This window comes from Novipirellula rosea (assembly GCF_039541335.1).
GTDB lineage: Bacteria > Planctomycetota > Planctomycetia > Pirellulales > Pirellulaceae > Novipirellula > Novipirellula rosea.
Map to the genome: position 1 here is coordinate 43,704 of NZ_BAABGA010000073.1, position 24,538 is coordinate 68,241.

21 protein-coding genes are annotated in these 24,538 nt (G+C 54.6%); 10 read left to right on the forward strand and 11 right to left on the reverse strand.

Annotated features, from left to right (window positions below; translation table 11 throughout):
* Positions 1-64 precede the first annotated feature (64 nt).
* Entirely contained in the window at positions 65-1,174 is a 1,110-nt protein-coding gene (gene mnmL, locus ABD971_RS25810) for a tRNA modification radical SAM protein MnmL/YtqA (protein ID WP_345326743.1), read from the reverse strand.
* A gap of 210 nt (positions 1,175-1,384) precedes the next feature.
* Here mnmL and ABD971_RS25815 point away from each other — a divergent pair, with 210 nt between their 5' ends.
* Together ABD971_RS25815 and ABD971_RS25820 are read left to right on the forward strand one after the other, a co-directional pair.
* Positions 1,385-1,849 (forward strand): FHA domain-containing protein, encoded by a 465-nt coding sequence (locus ABD971_RS25815; RefSeq protein ID WP_339942228.1) that lies wholly within the window; start codon positions 1,385-1,387, stop codon positions 1,847-1,849.
* Positions 1,850-1,966: 117 nt separating this feature from the next.
* Positions 1,967-2,275, forward strand: a complete 309-nt coding sequence (locus ABD971_RS25820; protein ID WP_345326744.1) for a Dabb family protein — start codon at positions 1,967-1,969, stop codon at positions 2,273-2,275.
* 5 nt (positions 2,276-2,280) lie between these two features.
* On the opposite strand, the gene ABD971_RS25825 is transcribed toward ABD971_RS25820, so the two are convergent.
* The 5 genes from ABD971_RS25825 to ABD971_RS25845 all read right to left on the reverse strand — a co-directional run bounded on the left by ABD971_RS25825 (position 2,281) and on the right by ABD971_RS25845 (position 8,034).
* A complete protein-coding gene (locus ABD971_RS25825) occupies positions 2,281-3,018 on the reverse strand; it encodes a M90 family metallopeptidase (protein WP_345326745.1) in 738 nt (245 codons plus the stop codon).
* Entirely contained in the window at positions 3,018-3,917 is a 900-nt protein-coding gene (locus tag ABD971_RS25830) for a leucine-rich repeat domain-containing protein (protein ID WP_339942225.1), read from the reverse strand. Before ABD971_RS25830 ends, ABD971_RS25825 begins: the two co-directional genes overlap by 1 nt.
* Positions 3,918-4,180: 263 nt before the next feature.
* Entirely contained in the window at positions 4,181-5,110 is a 930-nt protein-coding gene (locus tag ABD971_RS25835; RefSeq protein ID WP_345326746.1) for a sigma-70 family RNA polymerase sigma factor, read from the reverse strand.
* Between the two features lie 672 nt (positions 5,111-5,782).
* Positions 5,783-6,358: a superoxide dismutase family protein gene (locus ABD971_RS25840; RefSeq protein ID WP_339942223.1), complete on the reverse strand. Its 576-nt coding sequence runs from the start codon at positions 6,356-6,358 to the stop codon at positions 5,783-5,785.
* A gap of 278 nt (positions 6,359-6,636) precedes the next feature.
* Positions 6,637-8,034 (reverse strand): AraC family transcriptional regulator, encoded by a 1,398-nt coding sequence (locus tag ABD971_RS25845; protein WP_345326747.1) that lies wholly within the window; start codon positions 8,032-8,034, stop codon positions 6,637-6,639.
* Positions 8,035-8,051: 17 nt separating this feature from the next.
* On the opposite strand from ABD971_RS25845, the gene ABD971_RS25850 reads away from it, so the two are divergent.
* From ABD971_RS25850 to ABD971_RS25870, 5 genes are all read left to right on the forward strand, one after another.
* Entirely contained in the window at positions 8,052-8,882 is an 831-nt protein-coding gene (locus ABD971_RS25850; protein WP_339942221.1) for an amidohydrolase family protein, read from the forward strand.
* 109 nt (positions 8,883-8,991) lie between these two features.
* A complete protein-coding gene (locus ABD971_RS25855; RefSeq protein WP_339942220.1) occupies positions 8,992-10,017 on the forward strand; it encodes a zinc-binding alcohol dehydrogenase family protein in 1,026 nt (341 codons plus the stop codon).
* Positions 10,018-10,298: 281 nt separating this feature from the next.
* Positions 10,299-11,012, forward strand: a complete 714-nt coding sequence (locus ABD971_RS25860; RefSeq protein WP_339942219.1) for a TetR/AcrR family transcriptional regulator — start codon at positions 10,299-10,301, stop codon at positions 11,010-11,012.
* A gap of 137 nt (positions 11,013-11,149) precedes the next feature.
* Positions 11,150-12,928, forward strand: a complete 1,779-nt coding sequence (locus ABD971_RS25865) for an efflux RND transporter periplasmic adaptor subunit (protein ID WP_345326748.1) — start codon at positions 11,150-11,152, stop codon at positions 12,926-12,928.
* Positions 12,925-16,167: an efflux RND transporter permease subunit gene (locus tag ABD971_RS25870; protein ID WP_345326749.1), complete on the forward strand. Its 3,243-nt coding sequence runs from the start codon at positions 12,925-12,927 to the stop codon at positions 16,165-16,167. Before ABD971_RS25865 ends, ABD971_RS25870 begins: the two co-directional genes overlap by 4 nt.
* A 137-nt stretch (positions 16,168-16,304) precedes the next feature.
* Here the strand turns inward: ABD971_RS25870 and yidD are convergent, their stop codons facing one another.
* The gene (yidD, locus tag ABD971_RS25875; protein ID WP_339942216.1) at positions 16,305-16,535 is read right to left on the reverse strand and encodes a membrane protein insertion efficiency factor YidD; all 231 of its coding nucleotides are present in this window, start codon (positions 16,533-16,535) and stop codon (positions 16,305-16,307) included.
* 2 nt (positions 16,536-16,537) lie between these two features.
* Positions 16,538-17,647, reverse strand: a complete 1,110-nt coding sequence (locus ABD971_RS25880; protein WP_345326750.1) for a calcium/sodium antiporter — start codon at positions 17,645-17,647, stop codon at positions 16,538-16,540.
* A 302-nt stretch (positions 17,648-17,949) separates the two neighbouring features.
* On the opposite strand from ABD971_RS25880, the gene ABD971_RS25885 reads away from it, so the two are divergent.
* Both ABD971_RS25885 and ABD971_RS25890 read left to right on the forward strand, forming a co-directional pair.
* Positions 17,950-18,729: a dienelactone hydrolase family protein gene (locus ABD971_RS25885; RefSeq protein ID WP_345326751.1), complete on the forward strand. Its 780-nt coding sequence runs from the start codon at positions 17,950-17,952 to the stop codon at positions 18,727-18,729.
* A gap of 168 nt (positions 18,730-18,897) precedes the next feature.
* Positions 18,898-19,983 (forward strand): calcium/sodium antiporter, encoded by a 1,086-nt coding sequence (locus ABD971_RS25890; protein WP_345326752.1) that lies wholly within the window; start codon positions 18,898-18,900, stop codon positions 19,981-19,983.
* 40 nt (positions 19,984-20,023) lie between these two features.
* On the opposite strand, the gene ABD971_RS25895 is transcribed toward ABD971_RS25890, so the two are convergent.
* The 3 genes from ABD971_RS25895 to ABD971_RS25905 all read right to left on the reverse strand — a co-directional run bounded on the left by ABD971_RS25895 (position 20,024) and on the right by ABD971_RS25905 (position 22,687).
* On the reverse strand, positions 20,024-21,310 hold the full coding sequence (locus ABD971_RS25895) for a cation:proton antiporter domain-containing protein (RefSeq protein WP_345326753.1): 1,287 nt from the start codon (positions 21,308-21,310) through the stop codon (positions 20,024-20,026).
* Between the two features lie 290 nt (positions 21,311-21,600).
* On the reverse strand, positions 21,601-22,206 hold the full coding sequence (locus ABD971_RS25900) for a tetratricopeptide repeat protein (RefSeq protein ID WP_345326754.1): 606 nt from the start codon (positions 22,204-22,206) through the stop codon (positions 21,601-21,603).
* A gap of 70 nt (positions 22,207-22,276) precedes the next feature.
* Positions 22,277-22,687 carry a hypothetical protein gene (locus tag ABD971_RS25905; RefSeq protein WP_345326755.1) on the reverse strand — a complete coding sequence of 137 codons (411 nt, stop codon included), beginning with the start codon at positions 22,685-22,687 and terminating at the stop codon, positions 22,277-22,279.
* A 335-nt stretch (positions 22,688-23,022) separates the two neighbouring features.
* On the opposite strand from ABD971_RS25905, the gene ABD971_RS25910 reads away from it, so the two are divergent.
* Complete coding sequence (locus ABD971_RS25910; RefSeq protein ID WP_345326756.1) at positions 23,023-24,519, forward strand: TonB-dependent receptor; 1,497 nt, start codon at positions 23,023-23,025, stop codon at positions 24,517-24,519.
* The last annotated feature ends 19 nt before the right edge of the window (positions 24,520-24,538 follow it).

The window sequence follows — 24,538 nt, forward strand, 5'->3', positions numbered from 1 at the left end:
GATTCTACCGAATTTCCGACGAGGCCTCGACGGGTTTCTCCGTCTCCGCACCAGCTAGGAAAAGCTACTCTTGCGAATTCGCCCCGTTTTTCTCCATCTTTAGCACGGGCAACCGGCGTCCCAAATCAATTTGATCTCGGATTGATTCGGGGGTCTCGTCGGCGGGACGGGGACGCTGCGCAGGTGGGATTTCCGGAGCAACAAAATGCGACCCTTGGCGTGTCCCTCGCCGTTTGAACTCCTGTTCAATCGCCAAACGTAGCGAGGATTTTTCCGAACACCATTTCGGTTCGATCAGATAGCTCGACGGAGCATCGCCGCTGACCCGTTCGACAATCACCTCGGCTGGAATCCGCTCGAGAAAATCGACCACGGTGTGGATGTATTCGTCTCGCTGCATCAAGACAATTTCCCCGCTTTGCACCTGGTCACCCAGCGGGGTGCCCAAGACGGCGTACAAATTGTGAATTTTGACGGCATCAAAGCCGAGTCGACCGATTTCGCTGGCCGTTTCCATCATCATCGCATGGGTTTCGCCTGGAATCCCCAAAATCACGTGGCTACAGCATTCAAATCCACGGCCTCGGCTACGATCGATTGCATTGATCATACTGGCGTGATCGTGAGCCCGGTTCATCCATTGCAGCCCGGCATCGTGGATCGTTTGCATCCCAAATTCGAGCGAGACGTAGGTTTCGCGGGCCAAAGTTTCCAACAGCGTCAAAACGCTTTCGGGCACACAATCAGGACGGGTTCCGACGGCCAAACCGACCACTCGCGGGTCGATCGAAAGCGCCAATCGAAAGACCTCTTCGAGTTGCTCGACCGGAGCGTAGGTGTTCGTCGCGGGCTGAAAATAAGCGATAAAACCCGCCACTTTGTCATAGCGTTTGGTGACCGTTTCGATCCCCGTCGCCAATTGTTCACTGACCTGTTTCAGCCGCACACGGCGTGAAGGGCTGAACGATCGGTTGTCACAAAAATTGCACCCTCCGCGTGCAACCGCACCATCGACATTGGGGCAAGTGAACCCCGCATCGATGCTGACGCGTTGGATTCGGCCACCAAATCGACGCCGTAGCGAAGCGCCAAATGCGTTAAATGGCAATTTTTCCGATTGCCATTTCAATCGTTCGTTGAATTCGGAGTCGATCAATTTACAAACCGTTGCCATTTGTGAAAACTTGGTCAAAATATGATTACTGACGTGAACGGGAATTCATTGCCCGTTTGGCGGGGGACGGTGAATTCGACTTTTGAAATCCATCGCCTGAGAGCCACTCACGTCATACGATGGGGAATATGGGACCGAAGCGATCACGGGAATCGCTAAGCTGGCCGCTAATTCCCCGTTTTTGTTTACTCGGACAGGAAGACTTTGATCGTGGAATTTGACGACGAAATTTCGAAACCTCAATTTGCCGGCCCCTATGGACAGCTTACCCCTTGCGGGGGCGGTGACCCTATTCCGCTTGTGAAAGAACGGTTGCTGGTGGGGCGTCGTAACGAGTGCGATATTCAATTGAAGTTCGCCAACGTTTCGAGCCAACACTGCCGGTTGACTCTCGAACACGGCTATTGGTTCATTCGTGACCTGAATAGCCGAAATGGATTGAAGGTCGATGGTCGTCCCGTTCAGCGTAAGCGTATCGACCCCAACAGCAAAGTGTCCATCGCACGGCACGAGTATCTGATTGAATATGAGCCGCAGTTGTTAGGGGCCTTTGGACCTCCGCCGGCCGACGACGATTACATGGAAGACCTGATGAAGAGCTCCTTGATGGACCGAGCCGGATTGTCCCGTCGCGATCCGAAGAAGCCCTCTTCAAACCAAGACCGAAGCGGTTAAGTTTAGCGGCTACTCGATCAGGACACACCTGCGTTGTCTTGGCTCCATCCAGGGTTCTACCGAATTCTGGATGGGGAATTTAGCCGTTTTTCCTACCGTTCAGCAAAGCACTTCCCCATGACTCGATTGGCTCATCACGTTTTTTTCACCTTGAAAGACCGCAGCGACGAAGCCGTGCAAACGCTTGTCGAAGCTTGTGAAAAGTATCTCGACGACCACGACGGACTGGTCGATTTCGCCGTGGGGACGCGTGAAAAAGAGCTCGATCGTCCCGTCAATCACGATTTTGACGTCTCGCTGCACACCGTTTTTGCCGACCGCGCAGCCCATGATGCCTACCAAGTCGCCGAACGGCATTTGCAATTCATTGCCGAAAACAAAGAGAGCTGGGCCGAAGTGAAGGTTTGCGACAGCAATCTTCGCTAAACGGTTTAATGCCAATCTCGAGGGTCGATCCGGTAATAGGTTTTTAGTAGGCCGAACAATTCCGGATGCCGATCCTGCATCGGCCGCGGCCGCTCAAAAAAGCATTCGCTGGCGACGGCAAAAAATTCGGCTTCATTGGTCGCGCCGTACGGATCCAACAGCGTCCGGCGGCCCGCTTTGACGTCGTGCACAAGTTGCTGGAATTCTTGACCGGCAATTTCGTCCCACGCCGCTTGGTCCGCCGTTTTGTCAAACGAAATCGAGCCGCCCATTTCGCCATCCAGACCGTCCAAGTGATGAGCGAACTCGTGAATCACCACATTGCGTCCGTCGTCATGGTCGGCTGCCAGCAGGACTTCGGGCCACGACAAGATCACGCCGCCGTTGTCCCAGGCTTCGCCGACGGTGTGCTCGAGCACGCCGCCGTGGCTTCGCACCATCACATCGGGGTAAACCAAAATCGTGGTCACGCCATCGAAATAATAGTCTCCCGAACGCAGCAAAATGAACGCGGCGTGCCCCGCGATCGTCGTCTTCATTTCATCCGAAACGTCCAGCCCCTCACAGCCTTCCCAATTGCGTTCGGCGATCAATATGCGAACGCAATCGAGAATTCGATTCTGCAGGTCAGGTTGCAAACGGTTAAATGCAGGAACGTTCTGTTTCAGCACTTGCAGTTGTGGTTCCGGTAACGCAACCGCCAACCAACCTCGTCGACGACGGTTGCGAAAGAAGGACCACATTATTTCTGGTTAACCTCAACCCCGAAGGATTCCAATTCGGCACTCTGAGCCTCGAGTTTCTTTGCATCGATCGGGTTTTCCCCGAGGTACACCTGCAAAAACGGAGCAAACCGTCGTTCCCCCTGGAAATCCTTGCGGCACATCTCCACCAACGGCGAAAGGTTGTCGATCTTGTTTCGCGACATGATCAACATGCTTAACTCTCGCAAACCTGTGATCGGTTCAAGCGAGGTGATTTGATTGCCCGCGATATCCAGCGTCGACAGCCATCCCAAATTGCGAACCGGTTCCAGATCGGTGAGTTGGTTGTCCGAGACATCCAACGACCAAACCTTGCTTAGCCCCTTGATCCCGTCAATCGAGGTCAGCTTGTTTTTCGCCAAATAAAGCGTTCGCAAATTCGCCATTTTCTCTAGCGGTGAGGTATCGCTGACGCTGTTGCCCGCCAGATCCAAGAGCTGCATCGCGGTTAAACCTGCCAGCGGTTGGATGTCGGTGATTTTGTTGTTGGCCAGCGTCACCGATTGCAGCCGCTTCAGTTCGGCAATCGGTGTCAGATCGGTGATCTCGTTATCCGCAAGATCGATCAGCATCAATGCCTGGCAATGTTCGAGACCATCGAGGCTCTTGATCTTCTTTCCCTTGCCGACCACGCGAGAAATATTGGCGACATCTTCTTTGGTGATCGCTTCGTTATTGTGGCGTTTCGCAAAGACTTCGGCCCGCACGGCGGCTTCGAGTGCAGGGTCAGGAAAAATCGATGGAACGGGTTTGGCGGCAGCCTCTTTGGCCGCGGCTTCTTTAGCAGCGTTTTCCTTGTCGTCGCCTCGAAGTGCAGCGGCAGGAATGGCAATGAGCAGTGCGAACAGAAAAGCAGAGGTGGGATTCAAAACTGGCATGCGAAAGTCTCTCCAGTACAGCAGGTGGGACCTGGGCGGCGAAGGTTAGCCGCGTCGCAGGCATTGAAAGGGGCAATATGAATTGCTGCCTATTCTAATCCAATTCCTGCCGAGTTCCCACATCCCCGCAGCACACCGAAGATGGCTTTCCGTCGGTTCTACCCCACCCGACAAAACGGAAAGCCATGACGCAAGCGTCTTTGCACCTCGGGCCGACAGAGCATCGGCCATGGTTCGTGCTGTTTTCGCGGTCGCGAGGCGACTCAGCCAAACAAACGCTCGTGGGGATCGGTCAAACCATCAGCGAGACGTCGCAACGCTTCGGTTTCAATCTGGCGAACACGTTCACGGGTCAGCCCTAATTCCGCACCGATTTCTTTCAGTGTCTTGGGCTCGCATCCACCGAGTCCAAAACGCAGCTTCAGCACGGTGGCTTCGCGTTCTTCGAGGTCTCCGAGCAATTCCATTGCATGACGCAGGATGTCATGGTCAAGCATTTCCTCGTCGGGTGCCTTCAAGCGTTCGTCCATCACCATGTCGCCAAGTGACCATCCCGCTTCAGTTTGGTCGCTCTGAGGCGTGCTGTTGCTGATGCGGATCGCCTTGCGGATAATCGGCAGCTTCTTTTTCGGAAGTCCCAGCAATCGAGCGATCTCTTCGTTCGATGGTGTGCGGCCAAGCTCTTCACTTAAACGTGCAGTCGCTCGACGCCATTTGCTTAGCAGTTCGACCATGTACGCGGGGATGCGAATGGTCTTGGCACTGTTGATTAATGCACGCTTGATGGATTGTTTGATCCAGTAGCTGGCATAGGTACTGAAGCGTGTACCCATCGTTGGGTCGAACCCTTCGACAGCACGCAAAAGGCCAAGGTTGCCCTCTTCGATCAAGTCTTGCAGCCCCAAGCCTTTGCCGGTGTAGCCGCGAGCGATGTTAACAACCAAACGCAAATTGGCGCGAACCATACGATCGCGAGCCAACGCGTCGCCCTGCGCAATTCGCGAGGCGAGTTCGGTCTCGTCATCCGCAGATAACAACGCCGTTTCGTTGATCTCACGCAAATAGGTTTCCAAGGGAGACTGAGCCGCATTGCTGCGGGGAGTGGCTCGCTTGGACGGACGAATTCGAGACTCCGCAAGTTCGGTATCAACTTCCGACTCGAAGTCGTTAGACAGTTCTTCGATTTGTGACATGGATTACTCGGACGCTAGGGGGCGAACATCGGCTTTCGTCCATCACGTGTTCGATCCAAATGACAGCGCCACACATTGGAAGGATGTGAGCACCAAAAGGATTAAACAAAGGGGAGGAAACGTGACGCGAAAGTCGCATTCGACGGGGTGGAGGTCAGGTGAACAATGCTAGCATCGGCAAGTTCTTGACTCTGACTCCAGTTTCCGGAAAAGCGGATCAGTGTTTCCGGTTATTCCGATTAGGCGGCCCCCTTGGGTTGCCCAAAGATTGCCGAACACGGCGGAGCTAAACGGTTGCGCAAACGAGATGAGCCGTGGGCCGCAAGGCACCGGATTATGTGTGGAACCCCGGCCGCTCACACGCGAGCGGCTCACTAAAATCAACAAGCCGCTAGCCACGGTTTCCACACTCAACCGGAACCAGCGGAGATTCACCGAGTGATTCATGCCTAGCGGCGCGGGCCCAGTGCGATCTACTTTGGCACTAACCGGGTGGTTCCTGTAGCGGAGCGGCGCAAGCCGGCCGGTAAATCTCGAACGTTTTACTCGCTGCAACCGGGCGGCTCGCCCCGCACCGATAGAACAAAAAAAACGCTGCCGGACCAAAATCCGACAGCGTTTGAAAAATCGAATCGCGTTGAAGCCAACTCGGTTTCGTTCGCAGCGAACGAATTATTTCTTCGCAGTGCCTTTGAAGCTTTCGTTGCCGATTCCAACGATTCCAACGGCAACACGTGGGCCAGCGTCACCCGACGGTTGACTCTTCAAATCGTCTTTGCCAGCGTGCACAACAAACGAACGTCCCAGGATGAAGTGCAGCGCGGTGTCCTTGGTCGTCACATTGACTGTGGCAACTCCTTGGTCGTCAGCAAGAATGTTTCCGAGGTCGCCTGCGTGGCTGTGGGATCCGGGGGCGCCATGGTCATGTCCTGCTGGGTTGAAGTGACCGCCAGCCGAGGTTCCATCAGCTGCGCGACGATCGCCAAACTCGTGGATGTGGAAACCGTGTTCGCCGGGAGTCAGGTTGCGAACTTTACCCGTGATCACAAGCTCGTCGCCCTTTTGCACCAAACGCAGCGTGCCGCGGGCCTTGTTGTCCTTGGTCGGCATCAACACGCAAACGCCAAGCGTTGGCAATTCAGCGTGAGCATGATCATGCGAGTGCTTGTCTTCGGCGTTTGCCACAGGAGCAACAAACCATGCGGCGAGCGCAACCAGTGCCATTGTTTTCATAAAACCCAGTTTCATCGTTCGTCTCTCGTTGTAAGGGGGGAATGGGGAAGGAGCGATTTGGTTCACTTTTTCTAAGTTAGCGATTGTACACATTAAGTGAATGCAAGTCGTTTGCCCAAATGATGTTTTTTCAAAACGATGCATTCTCGACTTGGCATCTTGCTCGCAAAGGCCCGCAAAGCCCGTTCCGATTATCCAGGCTGTCGCATTTTTATCTTTTACCCGTTTTTGTCAGCGAACCGGTCAGCTAGTTGCTGACGTGTCCGGCCCACAGCCAGTCGGCCAGCTCACTACTAACGCGGCCGGCTTACTGAATCGGAGACGTTTGAATGCAGTTTCCGATATTCGCCCGGAGTCATCCCCTCGCTAGCGCGGAATTGGCTCGCCATATAGGCGGGATACTGAAAACCACTCGAAGATGCGACTTCCTCTAGTTTCATAGTCGATTCGCACAGCAGCGATTTTACCCGCTGGATCCTCACCTCGCGGATCGCATCAAGTGGAGAATGGCCGGTCGCGGCATGGAACCGCCGCTCTAGCGTTCGCCGCGACAAGGCCGTTTTTGGCACCGTGTTCCTATTCGATGATTCCGCAATATGAGCGAGCACGTCCGGCACGCCGATTCCATCACAGGCATGGCGGCGAATGAAACCGAGCGCTAAGGCGATTTCGGGATCGTCGATAGCGTCGGTCTGCGTACTTTGCCGCAACTGAACTCCCCGTGGTGGCACAACGATCGACTTGATCGATTTCACGTCGGCGCAAGAATTTGCCTGCATCCGTTGATCGAGCAAGCGGGCCGCCTCGTAACCGATCGTTTCGGTATCCAAGGCAACACTTGTCAGCGGGGGATCACTCAATTCACATAACACTTGGTCGTTGTCCACACCCACCACGGCAACCTGTTCAGGAACGAGCCAGTGATGTTGGCGACACACGTCCAACAACGTTCGGGCGGTGGCGTCGTAACACGCCATCACCGCAACCGGTTTGGGCAGTGACTCGATCCAGTTCGCGAGTTCGTTGCGATGCTGATACCAAGCTTCATGCTGTCGTGGTTCGGTACTCATCTCGATAATGGCACAGGGAAACCCAGACTGCTCAATACACTGCGCAAAACAATCGCGACGCGATTCTGACCAACCGTAACCGCGGAGCCCGACGTAACCAAAAGACCGAAAGTGACGCTCGAGCAAATGTTCGGCGGCTAGCCTTGCACAGGCTCGGTCATCGCTGGACACCGCGATCACGTCGTCCGGATTTTCTTCGCCCAGATAGACCGCCGGGATCCCCAGTTCCGACGCTTGCTTCATCGTCTCGAGCCGCAGCGATCGAATTAGCATTCCATCAAAGCGATCGGCTGCCGAGGAATCGGCAAGCAACCACCTTGGGATCGGATCGTCCAGCCCCCGCTCTTCGACATAGATCGACCACCGCGGGTGGAGCCGCGCATAACGCCCCACCCCCGCCAATAAACCGCGGCCAAACGCCTTGGACGTTTCGACTAATAACGCGACCTTGCGATCCGCCACTGCCATTGCTCGGTTCTTTCTTAAATCACGGTTGACGCAAAATTGATAGTTCGTGACGCAAAAGTGGATTGTAGCCGAATACCGCAGCGGGTATCGTTCATCGGTCCTGTCCCCTGCGGCAGCCCCCATGTTTCGCATGCCGCGAATCGTTTCACTCAAACGCCACTTGAAGTTTCATGCTGATTGATTGCCATCATCATTTGTGGAAATATTCTGCCGAACAATACGGATGGATTTCAGACGAAATGTCGGTGTTGAAGCAGGATTTTTGGACTGCGGAACTCCGTCAAATTTCCAGCGAATCGGCGATCACCGGATTCGTCTCGGTCCAGGCTCGGCAATCATTGTCAGAAACGGACGATTTGCTTCGGTTCGCCGCAACCGAGCCTCTCGTTCGCGGCGTCGTGGGCTGGGTTCCGCTTGCCGCCGACGATGTCGAAAAATCATTGGATCGCTATGCCGATGCCAAATTACTAAAGGGAGTTCGGCACGTGGTTCAAGACGAGCCGGACGATCGTTTCCTACTCGGCAGCGACTTCAATCGCGGAGTCTCGCTGCTAAAAGACCGCGGATTGGTTTACGACATTTTGATCTTTGCTCGTCAATTGCCCGCCGCAGTCGAATTTGCCAGCCAACATCCCGACCAAGTGTTCGTGCTGGACCATGTCGCGAAACCGACGATCAAAAAATCAGAGTTTGACCAGAACTGGGAAATTCATTTTCGCGAATTAGCCAAACGCGACAACGTCGCTTGCAAGTTCTCGGGCATCGCCACCGAAGTTCGTGACCCCTCGTGGGATATTGAAACGCTCCGACCGTATTGGGATATCGCGCTGGAAGCCTTTGGGCCAAAGCGGTTGATGTATGCTAGTGATTGGCCTGTGTGTCTGCTGGCCAGCGAATACTCGCGTTGGCTGGGCGTCGTTCGCCAACTGGCGAGCGAATTGTCACAGGACGAACAAGACGACTTCTTCGCTAACAATGCGATTCGCCAGTACCAACTCTAATTTTCATCTGCTTCGATATCTTTCGACTGCATCACTTTGAGCCGTCGGCTCTCCTCTGCAAAACCACTTCCATCTTCAAACCATCTCGTACGGACAAAAAATCGTTACCATGCGTGCCATCCAAATCTCGGAACTCAAAACGTTAAAGCAAGTGGACATCGACGAGCCCGCAGCGCCGGCAGCCGGCCAAGCTCTCGTTCGCACTCATCGGATGGGCGTTTGTGGAACCGATATCAGTTGCTACCTGGGTAAGTTTCCCTTCTTTGATTTCCCACGGATTCCAGGGCACGAGCTTGGTGTAGAAGTCGTATCAGTCGGCGAAGGAGTTACCAATGTCCAGGCCGGTGACCGCTGCAGCATCGAACCGTATATGAATTGCGGCGAGTGTTACGCGTGCCGCCGCGGAGCCATCAATTGTTGCCAAAACTTGAAAGTCATTGGCGTGATGATGGACGGCGGGCTTTGCGAATCGTTCTTGGTACGTGCGGATAAATTGCACCCGTCGGCCAAGTTGTCCTATGACCAATTGGCGCTCGTTGAAACCTTGGCGATCGGGTGTCACGCAAACGATCGTGGGGCTCCCGAGAAAGGCGACCACGCGTTGATCATTGGGATGGGACCGATTGGATTGGCGACACTCGAATTCGCTCGGCTGACCGACGCGACCATCAGCGTGATGGACATGAATCAAGGCCGCCTCGATTTTGTTCGTGAAAACTACGGGATCGAAAACACCGTGCTGTTCAAAGGGGATGGCAGCGAAGTCGAGCGAATGAAAGAGCTTACCGGCGGTGACATGTACCAAGTGATCACCGACGCGACGGGCAACAAGTACTCGATGTCGGGAGCGCTCCAGTACTTGGCGCCGACCGGACGACTTGTCTATGTCGGCATTACAACCGACGAATTGAGCTTTAAACATCCGGTGATGCATCGCCCCGAAGCGACGATATTGGCTTCCCGCAACGCGCTGCCACCGGACTTCACTCGCATCATTGGGCTGATCGAAGACGGCACGATCAATACCGATCCTTGGATCACCCACCGAACCAGTTTTGATGGGGTGATGGATGATTTTGAATCGTTCACCAAGCCCGAAACCGGCGTGATCAAAGCGATCATCGAAGTGGTTTAACCGCCCACCACACTTCGGCAACAGGTCGGCAATTCATCGGAATTCGCCGCCTTGTTTGTCGTTCCGGAAGCCCTTGGAGTCCATTCGCAGCACGCTTCCCACCTCGCCAAACCTGGTGATCCATGTGCCGCAAGTCTTTTCTGTCGATGCACTTAGAGACACGGGGCGTCCTGTTTGGCGGAAGGGCGGCTGAGAGCATTTCCGCTTTTCCGGCTTGACATCCTGGCGATTTCAAACGATTGTTTAAAACAGTTGTTTAAAATGAGACATAGGGTGATCGCTTGTCTGAAACCAATTCTTCTCTTCCGCCGCCCGATGCGGCGACCGATACCCGTACCCGGCTGTTGATGGCCGGGGGGGCGGTGTTTGCCAATCGCGGTTTTAATCGAGCGACGGTTCGCGAGATTTGCGGCGAAGCCAACGTCAACATTGCCTCGGTGGGATACTACTTTGGCGACAAGCTGGGGCTTTATCGCGAAGTGATGGAGTACGTACGTCAATCGCGTGAGCATGCCTTCCCGGTTCCCGGATGTCTCGGTGACGAACCACGCTATGACCTTTTTTGTCTTGTCCACACACTGCTTTCGCGAATGTTGACCGACGACGAAGGTGGCTGGGAAACCGAGTTGTTTTTACGTGAGATGCAGAATCCCACTTCGGTGTTTCGCGAGATGGTGAACGATTTTTTCCGCCCCATGTTCGATCAGATTCGCAATGCGGTGCAGTCCATTCTCGGTCGCCCCGTATCGCAGCATGTGATCGATCAATTAGCGCTCAGTGCGGTCGGACAATGCCTTTATTACCGAGTCAGCGGCGGCGTCGTAAAGATTTTGATTCCCGAGTCCGAGCGAGCCGAGCACTATGACGTTCGATCGCTCAGCCATCACATCACTGCGGTGATCCTGGCGTCGGCGGACCAGGCTGCATTGTTAGAGCACAAGACGCAACTGACTCAGTTGATTGACGCTCGTGCCAAAGCACTCGAAGAAAAATAACCGAACGTCGTTTTCACCCAATATTCATCATGCCTTCTCCGACTCTTTCTAAACACACCGACGTGGCTTCACCGCCGTCATCCGAAGCCTCTCGGTCCATTGATACTGGACATTCACCGGATCCCTCGGTTTCACCTATGAATCCTGCCCCAAAGCATCCTCCGGCACCCCGGCACGTTTTTACGCCATCGTGGTTCCTGTTCAACTTGATCATCCCGCTAGCGATTGTGGTGGTCGCGGTAGGGACGGTGATCGCACTCGGAAAGGTTGGTCCGTCCCAGCGGCCACCGGCCGATGCGAGTTACGCGGGACGAATGAAATCGTTGACGCCGGTACGAACCGAGCGAGTCAAATCGTTAAGCGACTTTGGCAAGCGACTACAGTTGCATGTCGATGGCACTGTGGTGCCCTATCGTGAAGTGCGTCTTGCCACCGAGGTGGCGGGAAAAATCATCTTCAAATCGGACAAGTGCGAAGCAGGTGCCTTTGTTAAAAAGGATGATCTGTTGATGCGAATTGATCCGACCGATTACGAGCTCGAAGTCACACGATTGACACGACTAAAAGAACAAGAGTACGAAGCGCTCGGTGAAGTCGACCAAGAAATGGCAAACACCAAACGTTTGATCGAAGTCGCGATCCAAGACGAAGCATTGCAACAGCGTGAAGTTCAGAGGCTGCAATCGTTGCCAGGCGGATTTGCCAGCGAAGGGGAAATCGATAAAGCGAAACGGGCCGTACTGCAATCCACTCAGCAGCGTGTCGGTTACGAAAACCAACTCGATTTGCTCCGCAAACGCCGCGCTCGACTGGAAGCATCCGAACGTTTGGCCAGTGCCCAATTGAACACTGCAAACGTCAACCTCGAACGAACCGAAATTCGTTCGCCGATCGACGGCGTGATTGTTAACGAAGATGCCGAACTGAACACGTTCGTCGCCCGCGGCAGCACGATCGTCACGATCGAAGACACCACCAAAGTCGAAGTGGCTACAAGTTTACGGATGGATCAACTCTATTGGGTGCTTGATCAAGCCGATCGATCGGTCACTCCGATTAGTGGAGAGGGGCGTGGATACGATATTCCCGAAACCCCCGCCATCGTCGAATTTGAAATTTCGGGTCGCGAAGGCAAAGTCTACCGCTGGGACGGGCGATTGTTGAGCTATGACGGGATTGGACTTGACCCCACAACGCGGACGGTTCCCGTTCGTATTCTTGTCGATGCCCCAAGTGCGTTTAAAACCGAGGGTGGATCGGCATCGCTGTCGGGACCCTCGACGCTTGTTCGTGGCATGTACGTGACCGTCAAACTGCTGATCCAACCCAAAACACCGCTGGTCGTGATCCCCGCTGCGGCGATGAAACCGGGTAACCGTGCTTGGGAATTTGTCCCCGACGAATCGGTGCTCGAAATTTCCTCGCAAACGTCGGTGCCCGGAAATCAATCCGAGGGCCCGTCACCGGCAACAACATTGGTTTCCAAGGCGGCAGAGCAGGCGGATGCGGCGTCTGCCAAAACCGACACGCCCGCAACCGACGAAGATTCCGGTAATACACCAGACACCATCACGGACGGATTTGATCCGTCGGCATGGCAGGCCGGACGCATTGTCAATCGCGACTCGATCTTTCCCGTCGATTCGTTGTCGGTCGCTGGCGTGTTCGCCGATTCGGACCAAGACAATCCGCTGCAAAATGGCGATAAAAAATGGTGGGTCTGTGAAGTCCAAGACCAACGCATGAAAGCGGGCGCCTACGTGGTCGTGTCTCCCGTGGGCACGGTCGATGGCGACACGATGCCCGCCCGAATGAATACGCTTGAAGCGGCGGGGGTGGCAACTCAAACGACTCCGGCGACAAGCAATGTGTCGTCCGACCTGCGATTGGACGTAACCAAGGAGACCGCTCAGTGAAACGGTTTATTGGTTGGGCGATCAAAAATTCGCCAGGCATGAACGTATTGATGTTGGCGCTCATGTTAGTCGGCGGCATTTCGCTCTGGAAAATGCGTCGGGAAGTCTTTCCCGAATTTGAACTCGAAGTCGTGATGGTGACCGTTCCCTATCCTGGCGCGACACCTCAGGACACCGAAGAAGCGATCTGTCAAAAGATTGAAGAGGCGATTCGCGCTATCGACGGGATCAAAAAGGTCACCTCGATTGCCCAAGAAGGCTCGGGTTACGTGTTGGCAGAATTGCGCAGCGATGTCAAAGACGTGCAAAAGGTGATGTCCGAGATCGACCGCGAAGTCAATCGCATTCCCAGCTTTCCGGTGTTGGCCGAAGATCCGCAGATTCAACAGATCACGTTTCGCGAAGCTGCCATTCGTGTCGGAGTCGTCGGTCCGGACGACCGTTCGCGAGAAGCCGAGTTGCGATTGCGCGAAGTGGCCGAAGAGGTGCGTGATGACCTGCTACAAATCAATGCGGTCTCGTCCGCATCGATCATGGGTTCACGTGATTACCAGATCGATGTCGAGATTCCCGAGGCGACGCTGCGTAGCTATGGACTATCGCTTAGCCAAGTGGCGTCGATCCTGCGAGCTCGAAACGTCGAACTGCCTGGCGGATTGCTTAAATCCGAAGGCCAAGAAGTACTGTTGCGTGCAAAAAACAAAGGACGCATTGGCGAAGAAATAGCCAAGCTTCCGCTGGTCACCCAGCCCAACGGTGTCGTGTTGACGGTCGCCGATCTGGGCGTGGTCAAAGACGAATTCGCTGATGTCACCGCGACCGGCGAAATCAATGGGGAACCGGCCATGGTCGTGAACGTGGAACGCACCAAAAGCGAAGACCTGTTGGCGATGGTAGACGCCGTCTACGAATACGTCGAAGCAAAAGAGCTTCCCGAGGGCTATCGATTCGAAATCTGGGGCGATAGCAGCAAGGACGTGCGAGACCGCCTTTCGCTGTTGTTGCGAAACGGTGCCCAAGGCTTGTTTCTTGTGTTCTTGGTGCTCGCGTTGTTTCTCGAAATTCGCTTAGCAGTTTGGGTCGCTCTGGGGATTCCGATTTCGATTCTCGGTGCCGGAGCGATGTTGTCATGGGGCGACCAAACGCTCAATATGCTGAGTTTGTTCTCGTTCCTGGTTGCATTAGGCATCGTCGTCGATGATGCAATCGTGATCGGCGAAAATATTTACTCGCACCAACAAATGGGCAAATCACTGCTGGACGCCGCTATCGACGGGGCGACCGAGGTATTGCCAAGTGTGGCCGCGTCGGTAACGACCACCGTGATCGCATTCTCGCCGATGTTTTTTGTGTCGGGAGTGATGGGCAAATTTATGGCGGTGATCCCCTTTGCCGTGATCGCGATGTTGCTGATCTCGTTGTGGGAAAGCACGTTTGTATTGCCCTGCCACTTGGCACACCGGCATCATGGCGTCTTTCGCGTTATTTCGATCGTGATGTATCCGCTGCGACCGTTTGGACTGTTGTTGGGATGGGCCAGTGTGCGAGCAACGCAAGGGATGGATTGGGTTTGCACTCGGTTTTATGTCCCCACGCTTAAGTTCAGCCTGCGACATCCTCCGTTCATGATCGCCGTCGCAATCGCGTTATTCCTGATCACGATCGGGATGGTCCGTGGCGGCATCGTGAAGAGCATTTTGTTTCCCAAATCAGACAATAATTTCTTACAAGCCAGCGTCGTGTTCCCGGACGGCACCTCGGCTTCGGAAACGGATCGTGCTACGCAAGCGATGGAAGAAGCGATACGTCGCGTCAGTATTCGTGTTGCGGAGCGACGGGCTGCTGAAACCGGAATTCCGGCAGCAAAGATCTATAAACAGCCCGATGGCAAAGTGACCGGACCGGTCCGTTTGACCTACCGCGAGAACGGAAAAATCACCAACACCCAAGGTCCGATGGGCGGAAACGGTGGCGGCGGCAGCCATCTTGGCCAAGTGTTCGTCGAGCTCTTCGACACCGAAATTCGCGACATCCATAGCGATCAATTGCTTTCGATGTGGCGTGAGGAAGCGGGTGATTTTGCCGGCGCCGAAAAGATCAACTATGGCTCGGTCGGTGTCGGCCCAAGCGGCAAACCGATCGAATTTAAACTGCTGGCGCAAAGTGAAAACGTCGATCAATTGCTGGCCGCGACCGAGGCGATCAAAACGCGATTGGCCGATTTCACGGGCGTTTACGATATCGCCGATGACAATACGCCCGGTAAATGGGAATTCCAATTCAAAGTCAAAGACCGCGCCCTGGCCACCGGGGTGACACCAACCGATCTGGGCGATACGGTTCGCAATGCGTACTTCGGCGCCGAGGTGATGCGGTTACAGCGAGGCCGGCACGAAGTCAAATTGATGGTCCGACATCCCGAAGAAGAACGCAACAGCTTGGTCAACTTTCGCGAAATTCGCGTTCGCACCGCGGATGGCAAACAAAGTCCGATCACCGAATTGGCCGATGTGGAACTGAAGCGAGGTTTTTCGGAAATTAACCGTGTCGACCAGATGCGTTCGGTGACGATTTCAGCCGATTTGGATGAAACGACCGCCAATGCCGATTTGATCATCAGCGAACTGCAAGCCGATTTTGTTCCCCAGTTGCTAAAACAATACCCTGCGGTATCGCTGCGTTGGGAAGGGCAACGCGAACAGAGCAACGAGTCGGTGGGCAGTTTGATGGTCGGGTTTGCGATCGCGATCGTCTGCATGTTTGTCTTGTTGGTGCTGCAATTCCGCAGCTACGTCCAACCATTGTTGATCCTGGCCATCGTCCCCTTCGGAATGATTGGTGCCGTTTGGGGACACGCATTTCTCGGCTTGCCGCTAACTCTGTTCAGCATGTTTGGGCTGGTTGCGCTCGCGGGAGTCGTCGTGAACGATTCAATCGTCTTGATTGACTTTATCAATTCACGTGTCCGCGCCGGAGTTCCGCCGCGTGTGGCACTGATCGAGTCGGGCGAACGGCGATTCCGGCCGATCATGTTGACGAGTCTAACAACGATCGCAGGCTTGTTGCCGCTGTTGACCGAAAAGTCGTTCCAGGCACAATTATTGATTCCGATGGCTGCCAGCTTGGCGTTTGGATTGATGTTGGCAACGTCGCTCGTTTTGTTGCTGATCCCGGTGTTTTATCTGATCTACATTTGGGTGATTGAACACTTGGGTTTTTCCGTCACCGAAGACGAGTGACCCACCGCGTTTGAGCTTGTTGAAGCAAAATTGATCGATAGGCCGGATCGCAGCGGAGCGAAGATCCGGCCTACCGAATCTCGCGCAAGCCACCCGTGCTGCATTGCAACATGCTCTAGCGGAAAGGACTGTCGAAATTAAGGCGGGTCATATCCGCCAGGGTGCCAGGGGTGACAGCGGAGGATTCGCCAAACCGCTTTGACGCTGCCTCGCAGCACGCCGTATTTGCGGATCGCTTCCACCGCATATTGACTGCACGTGGGCGTAAAACGACAGTGCGGCCCTAGCATCGGGCTGATCGCCATCTGGTAAAAACGGATGGGGGCAAGCACCAGAACGATGATCCAGCGGTGAATCGTTTTGAACATGCCTAGGTCTTTGATTGCGCCACAGCAGACTCACCGCGTCCGCCACGCAAATGAAGCAACGCGGTGATACTGACGAACACGATCACCGCTGGCAGAATGACAATGGAATAACCCGTTTTCAGTGTTTGGACAGAACCGTATTTCGTAGCTTCTGCGATCAGGATCGTAGTGTAGGCTGCGAACAACCCCAGCATCACGACACCCTCGAAACGCGAGACGGTCGAGCGGCTGATGAAAATGGGCCAGCAGATCAGAGCGATCATCGTCATCACGGCGAGGTCAAACCATAGCACCGAAGTCGTCACTGGAACGCCCGCGGGCGACAACACCGCCGCCGCCGGCAACACGATCATCAAGTTAAACATGTTGCTGCCGACCGCGTTTCCAACCGCCAAGTCACGCTGGCCTTTCATTGCCGCCACCACCGATGTCGCCAATTCGGGAAGCGAAGTCCCAATCGCGACAATCGTTAAGCCGATCACGATCTCGCTGATCCCAAATTCGGTTGCAATTTTCACTGCCGAATCTACCAACAATTGGGCGCCCAAAACGAGCATCCCCAAGCCCACCAGAATGTAAACTGCGTTCAAAACACCTTGGCTGACGGACAAGACTGGATGGGCTTCGAAATCCGCTTCCAATTCGATCGCACTTCGCCGCGACGCTTCCTCGCGTCGACCTTTGCGAATCATGTAGATCGTATAGAGGATAAAGCCCAAAAACAGCAAAATTCCTTCGACACGAGTGATGGCCCCATCATAGGCGGTCCCCCACACGGCTACCGATGATGCGATCATCACCGGAACGTCCAAACGAACCAACTGCGACGAAACTGACAGCGGAACGATCACGGCCGAGATTCCCAGGATCAGCAAAATGTTACAAATATTGCTGCCAATCACATTCCCCAGCGCGATCTCTGAATCCCCTTTCAAACTCGAAACCGAAGAAACCGCTAACTCAGGGGCACTGGTGCCAAACGCGACCACGGTCAACCCGATGATCAGCGGCGAAACGCCTGCAAAGGCAGCGAGCGTCACGGAACCGCGTACCAGCAGCTCGGCTCCGACCACAAGAATCACAAGTCCGACGAGAAGCAACACGTAGGTCATCTGGGAATCAATCTTTGCGTAACAAGAGGGGGGCGTTGGTTCAACATGACGATTCTAAGCGGAAAGTCAGGTTCGAGGAACATGCGTTGGCCGACGGCGATAACCCGCTCATACTCGAATGTTGGGCTCACCCGTGGTTGCCATCCGGGACCGATCGGATTGGTATCCCGCTATCGAATGACAACCCGGTGCGGATGACGTCCAGACTGTGGTTCAGTAAAATCAGTCGTTCGTCCGCAAGCCCCAGTGCTCGATGCGGCTTGCGTTGCCTTTCTACAAACCAAGCTACGAGGTAAATTTTGATGCGTATTGTCTTTGCGTTGTTGATTGCCGGAATTTGTTTTTCGCAAGTTCAAGCGGAGGTGCAAACCAAACAGGTCACCTATCAGGATGGTGACGTGACGCTCGAAGGCTTCGTCGCTTGGGATCCCGCAGCAATCTCGGATCCTGTGCCAGGCATATTGGTGGTCCATCAATGGATGGGGCAAACCGAATACGAACGAGGCCGATGCAAGCAGTTGGCCGAATTGGGCTACGTTGCTTTTGCACTGGACATCTATGGCAAAGGCAACCGACCGGCAAATCCACAAGAAGCTGCAAAGCTTTCGGGAACCTTTAAAAACAACTCGGCGTTGTATCGGCAACGTCTGAATCTTGGGCTGCAACAACTGCTGTCGCAAAAGGGCGTGGACGCTGATCAAATTGCCGCGATCGGATACTGTTTTGGTGGCAAAGGTGTACTCGAACTGGCCCGCAGTGGTGCCAATGTCGACGGCGTCGTCAGCTTTCACGGCGCACTCGATTCGCCAAGTCCCGAAGATGGCGAGAACATCAAGGCAAAGGTGCTGATTTGCCACGGAGCCGATGATCCCTTTGTCCCCGAAGCCGACATCGACGCCATGAAAAAGGAGTTCAACGATGCAAATGTCGATTGGCAAATGATTTACTACTCGGGTGCCGTGCACTCGTTCACTCAGCCGATGGCGGGCAATGATAATTCGCGAGGTGCCGCCTACAACGCCAAAGCCGATCACCGATCGTGGGTCGCGATGAAAGCATTTTTCGCCGAATTGTTTGAGTGATCGAAGCTTTGAAACCGCAACGAAAGTCACGATGACTTTCGGCGGTGACTAGGGGGATCGCCCGCCAGGACACTTTTTTGCCTGCCAGCTATCGCAACGTATAATTCGCGATAGATTGATCGTTGTGTCCAACTCCCTTTCCAGCGAATCCCGAGTTAAAATTCCAACATGACCTACGTATTGCTGTTGCTCGGCTTGGCCATCTTGGTGGCCGGCGCAGAGTTGCTTGTGCGGGGTGCAGTGACGTTGGCGGAAGCGGCTCGCATTTCGCCGCTGGTGATCGGTTTGACGGTCGTAGCGTTCGGGACAAGTGCGCCTGAGCTTGCGGTTTCTTCTGTCTCGAGTCTGAAGGGAGACGCGGCGATCGCGCTCGGTAACGTTGTCGGCAGCAACATCTTCAACGTGTTGTTGATCCTTGGCATATCTGCCGTCATCGTTCCTTTGTCGGTCTCATCACAGCTCGTTCGCTTCGATGTGCCGATCATGATCGCTGCCTCGATCGTCGTTTGGTTGGCTGCCTACGACGGAGCGATCGGGCGTTGGGAAGGCGGCTGCATGTTAGCGGCGTTCGTGTTCTATACAGGATGGTTGATTCGCGCGGGCCGAAAAGAATCCAAACCTATCGATCTGGCTGCGGAAACGCCGGTATCGCGGCGAAAATTGTTTGCGAACCTTGGTTTGCTGTTGGTCGGTTTAGGATTGTTGGTTTTCGGTGCCGATCTGCTCGTCGATTCCGCAACGGTTATCGCGCGCCAATTTGGCGTTAGCGACCTGGTGATCGGCTTGACCATCGTTGCTGCGGGAACCTCGCTACCCGAGTTGGCGACGTCGATCGTTGCAGCGATGCGAGGCCAGCGTGACATCGCGGTCGGAAACATCGTCGGCAGCAACGTATTCAATCTGTTGATGGTGTTGGCGACCGCGTCCGTGCTAGGGACATCTGGCGTCTCGGTATCCACTACGGTGCTGTGGTTCGATCTGGCTGTCATGGTTTACGTGGCAGTTCTCTGTTGGCCAATCTTTCTTTCGCACGCCGTCGTGTCTCGTGGAGAAGGCATCGTGATGCTGGTGTTGTACCTGATGTACAACGGACTGCTGATCGGCGGGGCGATGCAGTTGGAATGGGTTCCAACTGCAAAAACGTCACTTGTTTTCGGATTACTGCCAATCGTTTGCGTCATTGTCAGCTTAGTCGCTTGGAAACACACGCGGATCGAGACGCCCGCGAACAGCGGAATCGACAAAGTTTCGTGATGAAAGTCCGTCGTCGTTGATCGCACCGTGATCAACGACGCTACGATCGCGGAGCAATCGACGATGATGAACTATCGGGCGATCGCTGGACTAGCCAGTCAAAGATCGGCGAAGTCATTAACGTTGTGACGATCGCCATCAACACCAACACGACAAACAGTTCTTCGGAAATCAATCCGCGCTGTAAACCAATGTTGATCACGATCAATTCCATCAACCCTCGCGCGTTCATCAGCACCCCGATCCCCAGCGATTCGCGCCCGGGAACGCCGGTCTTCCAGGCCGCCATCGCACAAGCCGCTCCTTTTCCAATCACCGCGATCAACAGTACGATCCCGCACAGCCCCCATAAATAGGCACTGTCTAGCACCGTAATGCGTGTATTCAAGCCTGAATAGGTAAAAAACAGTGGCAACAAGATCGCAACGGTGAGCGGCTCGATTCGCTGGATCAACTCGCGAGTCACCGCTCCGCGTGGGATCACCGTGCCAATGATGAAGGCACCAAATACCGCGTGCAAATGAATCATGTCGGTGAACCAAGCCCCGAGCGACATACATGCCAGCGCGATCGCCAAGCCCGCGGGGTGCAACGAGTTATCATTGGGGCGATTTCCACCGAGCAATCGGCTCAACAGTGGCCGAATCACGATCACAGCGGTCAATACAAATGCGATTCCGCCTCCGATGCTCCAGTATGCCAACGAGAAATTGTCATCAAAGCTGGCCAGCACCAGCGCTAACAAACACCAAGCCGCGGCATCGTCAATCGCGCCGGCGCCGATTGCCACCGTGCCCATCCGAGTTCCCGCCAAACCTTTGGTGTGAATGATCCGGGCCAGCATCGGAAACGCGGTGATGCACAACGATGCGCCCAAAAACAACATTGCTTCGATCATGCCAGTTTGCGGCATGAACATCGACGTATGACGAACAAAGAACCACGCCAGCACCGAGCCCAAGACAAATGGAACAAGCATCCCTGCGATCGAAACGGCCAGCGAACTGCGAAAGTGTTGGCGAACAATATCAATGCGGAACTCCATGCCAACGACGAACATGTAGAGTGCCAATCCGAGCTGAGAAATCGGATACAGATAACTCTGTGAATCTCGTGTGGTTTGGGTCGGATCCCATGGAAACAACGACTGCTGCCACTCGGGCAACCAAAGACCAAACAGCGAGGGCCCCAACGCGACTCCTGCAATCATCTCTGCCACGACTTGCGGTTGGCCAAATTTCGCCGCCACCCATCCGACGCCACGGCACACTAGCAAGATGACAGCAATCTGTAGGAATAGGTGCAGCGTTAAGTCAAGGTTGTTCATCGGCGGCGGAAAACACGCAATCACGCATCGGATAGCGAACCGTTCGCAAAGTCGATGCACCACTCGGCGACAGACAACGCTACCCGCGTCGTCCGCGAATGATTATAGACAACGATTCCAGGTTGTCATGCGTTACAGTTCCCCTGATTCGCGATTGGTTGGTCACGAAGTGGCGTTAGGCAATAGCCACGGACGTGAGTCCGTGGTTCGGAAAAACAAAGCGAACTCGAGCCGCAACGCGACGACATGAAAGACGCCGCGTTAGCTCCCTATCCGGTACGCTGATCTGCCTAGACGGCCAGCTCAAGCGAATTATCGCTTGGCTTGTCGAATTGACGTTGAACCGTGTCCGTTTCAAACTCGAATTCGAACTCGCCGGGCTCAAAATCGATGGGAACTTGGCATCGAGGTGGCTCGATGCGGTTAAGTTTCCAGTCAATTCGTCGCAGCCAAGACAGCGACTTTTCCCACGATTTGACGGCTTCACGAATACGAACCGCCATCGGGTGACCAGGCTCACGTGTTTCGGTGATCACATCCAGTGCGCCGCTAGGCGAACCTTTCATCAGCAGTGCCATCGCAAAATTGCGCTTGCACGCGTTGCTGACGTCGGCTCGCTCGGTGACACTTCCCGGCGTCAGCACAAACTGACGAAACACCGCCAATGCTTCTTCGACATGCCCGAGCCGCAATAGACAAACGCCAAGGGTGTTGCGAACCAAAGGGTCACGTCCCGCCGATCGAAGCAGCTCGGCGGCCGCTTGGTAGTCGCGTCGACGAATCAGATTCGAGACGCGTGCGATTGCGGGATGCAGCGGGGCCGCATTTTTTGGCTTTGCGGCCGAGGCTAAGGATCGAGTTTGATTTCGGGTGTGTTTTTGAGTGCGCGCAGACATAAGATTGACTCTCTGTAAAAGAACAATTGCAAAAAGAAATAACAGATAAAAAGCGAACCAAACGGTTCGTTTAAATCTGCAATCGCACGTGCAAGTTCACGAGAGTTGCTGCCGCAGACGAGTCCAAATGGCTGATGCAATCGCGGCAACGCCACTGCGGAGAAGAAGATTTCGCCTGCGAAATCGAAGCAAACCCAAAGCCGAACGTCTTTTCGGACTCAGCCCGATCTTCGAGTACTTGGGCGCCGTGGCCCACGGGCCGAACGACCTCAATCGCCACTTTCGCAGCGGCACTGACATCGGCGACACCCGCAGCGATGTTAGAACCGTGGTCCGCATGCTGGTTGATCCCGATCGGAATCAACTGCACAAACGCCGCCACGAAAATCAACAGCATCAGAGGTTGGCGACAGGCAAGATGCCACCGACTCGGCAAAAATGCCAAGAGCGAGACATCGCTAGGAAGGTGCCGCTGGGCCATCTGAATTACTGTCCGTGGTCGGCCATCATGATTTGGCATCATGACTTGGCCGTCGAGTGTCAAAACTCGGTTGCATCGGGCGTCTTGCGACACGATTGCAACGCTTGAGTCAATTATCGGATGCGGCAGATCGTAAGCAAGAGCGCATTGGGAAAATTTTACGAACTCACGTCACTTCGTCGTGGGGGGCTCGATTGTGTCGTCTATGTCAGCCCTACGGATCCCCCACCGACGAAATCGATCGGATTGCACCGAATTCCCCAGCCCGCACGCTTTATGTAATCCATACCTATACGTTGCAGTAATTTTTGGGGCCATGTTAGAGGAACCGGGGCATGTTATCGGAACGACCGAACACAGAACGCAAAGCACTTGCGGTGAATTTAGACGCACGTCGCTATGGATCGTTCGCCGAAATCGGCGCGGGACAGGAAGTGGTCCGCTGGTTCTTTCGCGTCGGCGGTGCTGCCGGTACGATCGCCAAAAGCATGTCGGCCTACGACATGTCCGTCAGTGATGCGATCTATGGTCATTGCGAGCGCTATGTTTGCCGCCAACGACTACAAGACATGCTCGATCACGAGCATGCACTCAACCTCGAGCGTCTGCGTGAAAGCCGCGGCGATACCACTGCCTTCTTTGCGTTTGCCGACACCGTGTCGGCTCGCAATTTTCATGGCACCAACGATTGTCACGGCTGGATGGGGATTCGCTTCCAGGCCCATCCACGCGACCAAGACAGCCAAATCATCCTTCACGTCCGCATGTTGGACACCGAGAATGCGCTACAACAGGAAGCCCTCGGCATCGTGGGCGTCAATTTGCTGTACGGCGCCTTTTTTCTAAACCATGAACCCGACCAATTGATCGAATCGCTGCTTGATAACTTGAGCACACGACGAATCGAAATTGACATGATCGAGTTTTCGGGGATCGCGTTCCGTCACGTTGACAACCGTGTGATGAGTCTGCGATTGGTTCAGCTCGGGCTCAGCAGCGCAGCGATGTTCTCGGCCAACGGTGAAGTGCTGCAGCCATCCGAAGTACTTTATAAAAAGCCAATCCTTGTCGAACGCGGCAGCTTCCGTCCGCTCACGAATGTCAATGTCGACATGATCGAAGCGGCAAAAGAAAAATTCCAAGGCGAAGTCGACGTGGACGCGAGCGAAGTCGTCTCGCTCGCAGAAATCACGATGAAAAATTTGCAAGCCAATGGAGACATCGATCTGCGGGACTTCCTCGCACGCGTGGATCTGCTTGCCGCCAGCGGGATGACAGTCCTGATTTCGGACTACTTCGAATACTATCGGCTTGCCGCCTACCTGGCTCGCTATACCAAAAAGAAAATTGGCATCACGATGGGGGCCGCCAGCCTTGTGGAGTTGTTCGACGAAAAATATTACACCAAACTCGACGGTGGCATCCTCGAGTCGTTCGGGCGTTTGTTTAAGAACGACCTGAAACTCTATATTTACCCGTTGCTGGATCGCAAATCGGGCGAACTGACCACCGTGGACAACCTGAAAATCGCCGAAGAAATTCGCACGTTGTATCGGTACTTGGTCGACAAGGGATGCATCGAACAGCTTGACGATTACAATCCCGAGCACCTCGGCACGTTCTCGCGTGAAGTCCTCGAGCAAATCCAATCGGGCGATCCTAGCTGGACCGAGCACGTGCCAGCCGAAGTGGCTGCGTTGATCCAACAGCGAGGGTTCTTTGGTTGTCGACGTCCCAAGGCCGTCAAGGCGATTGAAAAACCGCGAGCGGCAATCGCGCCCCTCGCAGTCGGCAACGGATTGATTCCATCGGCGCAAGTTCAATCGTACTGATTTGCGGTCGCCATCGACA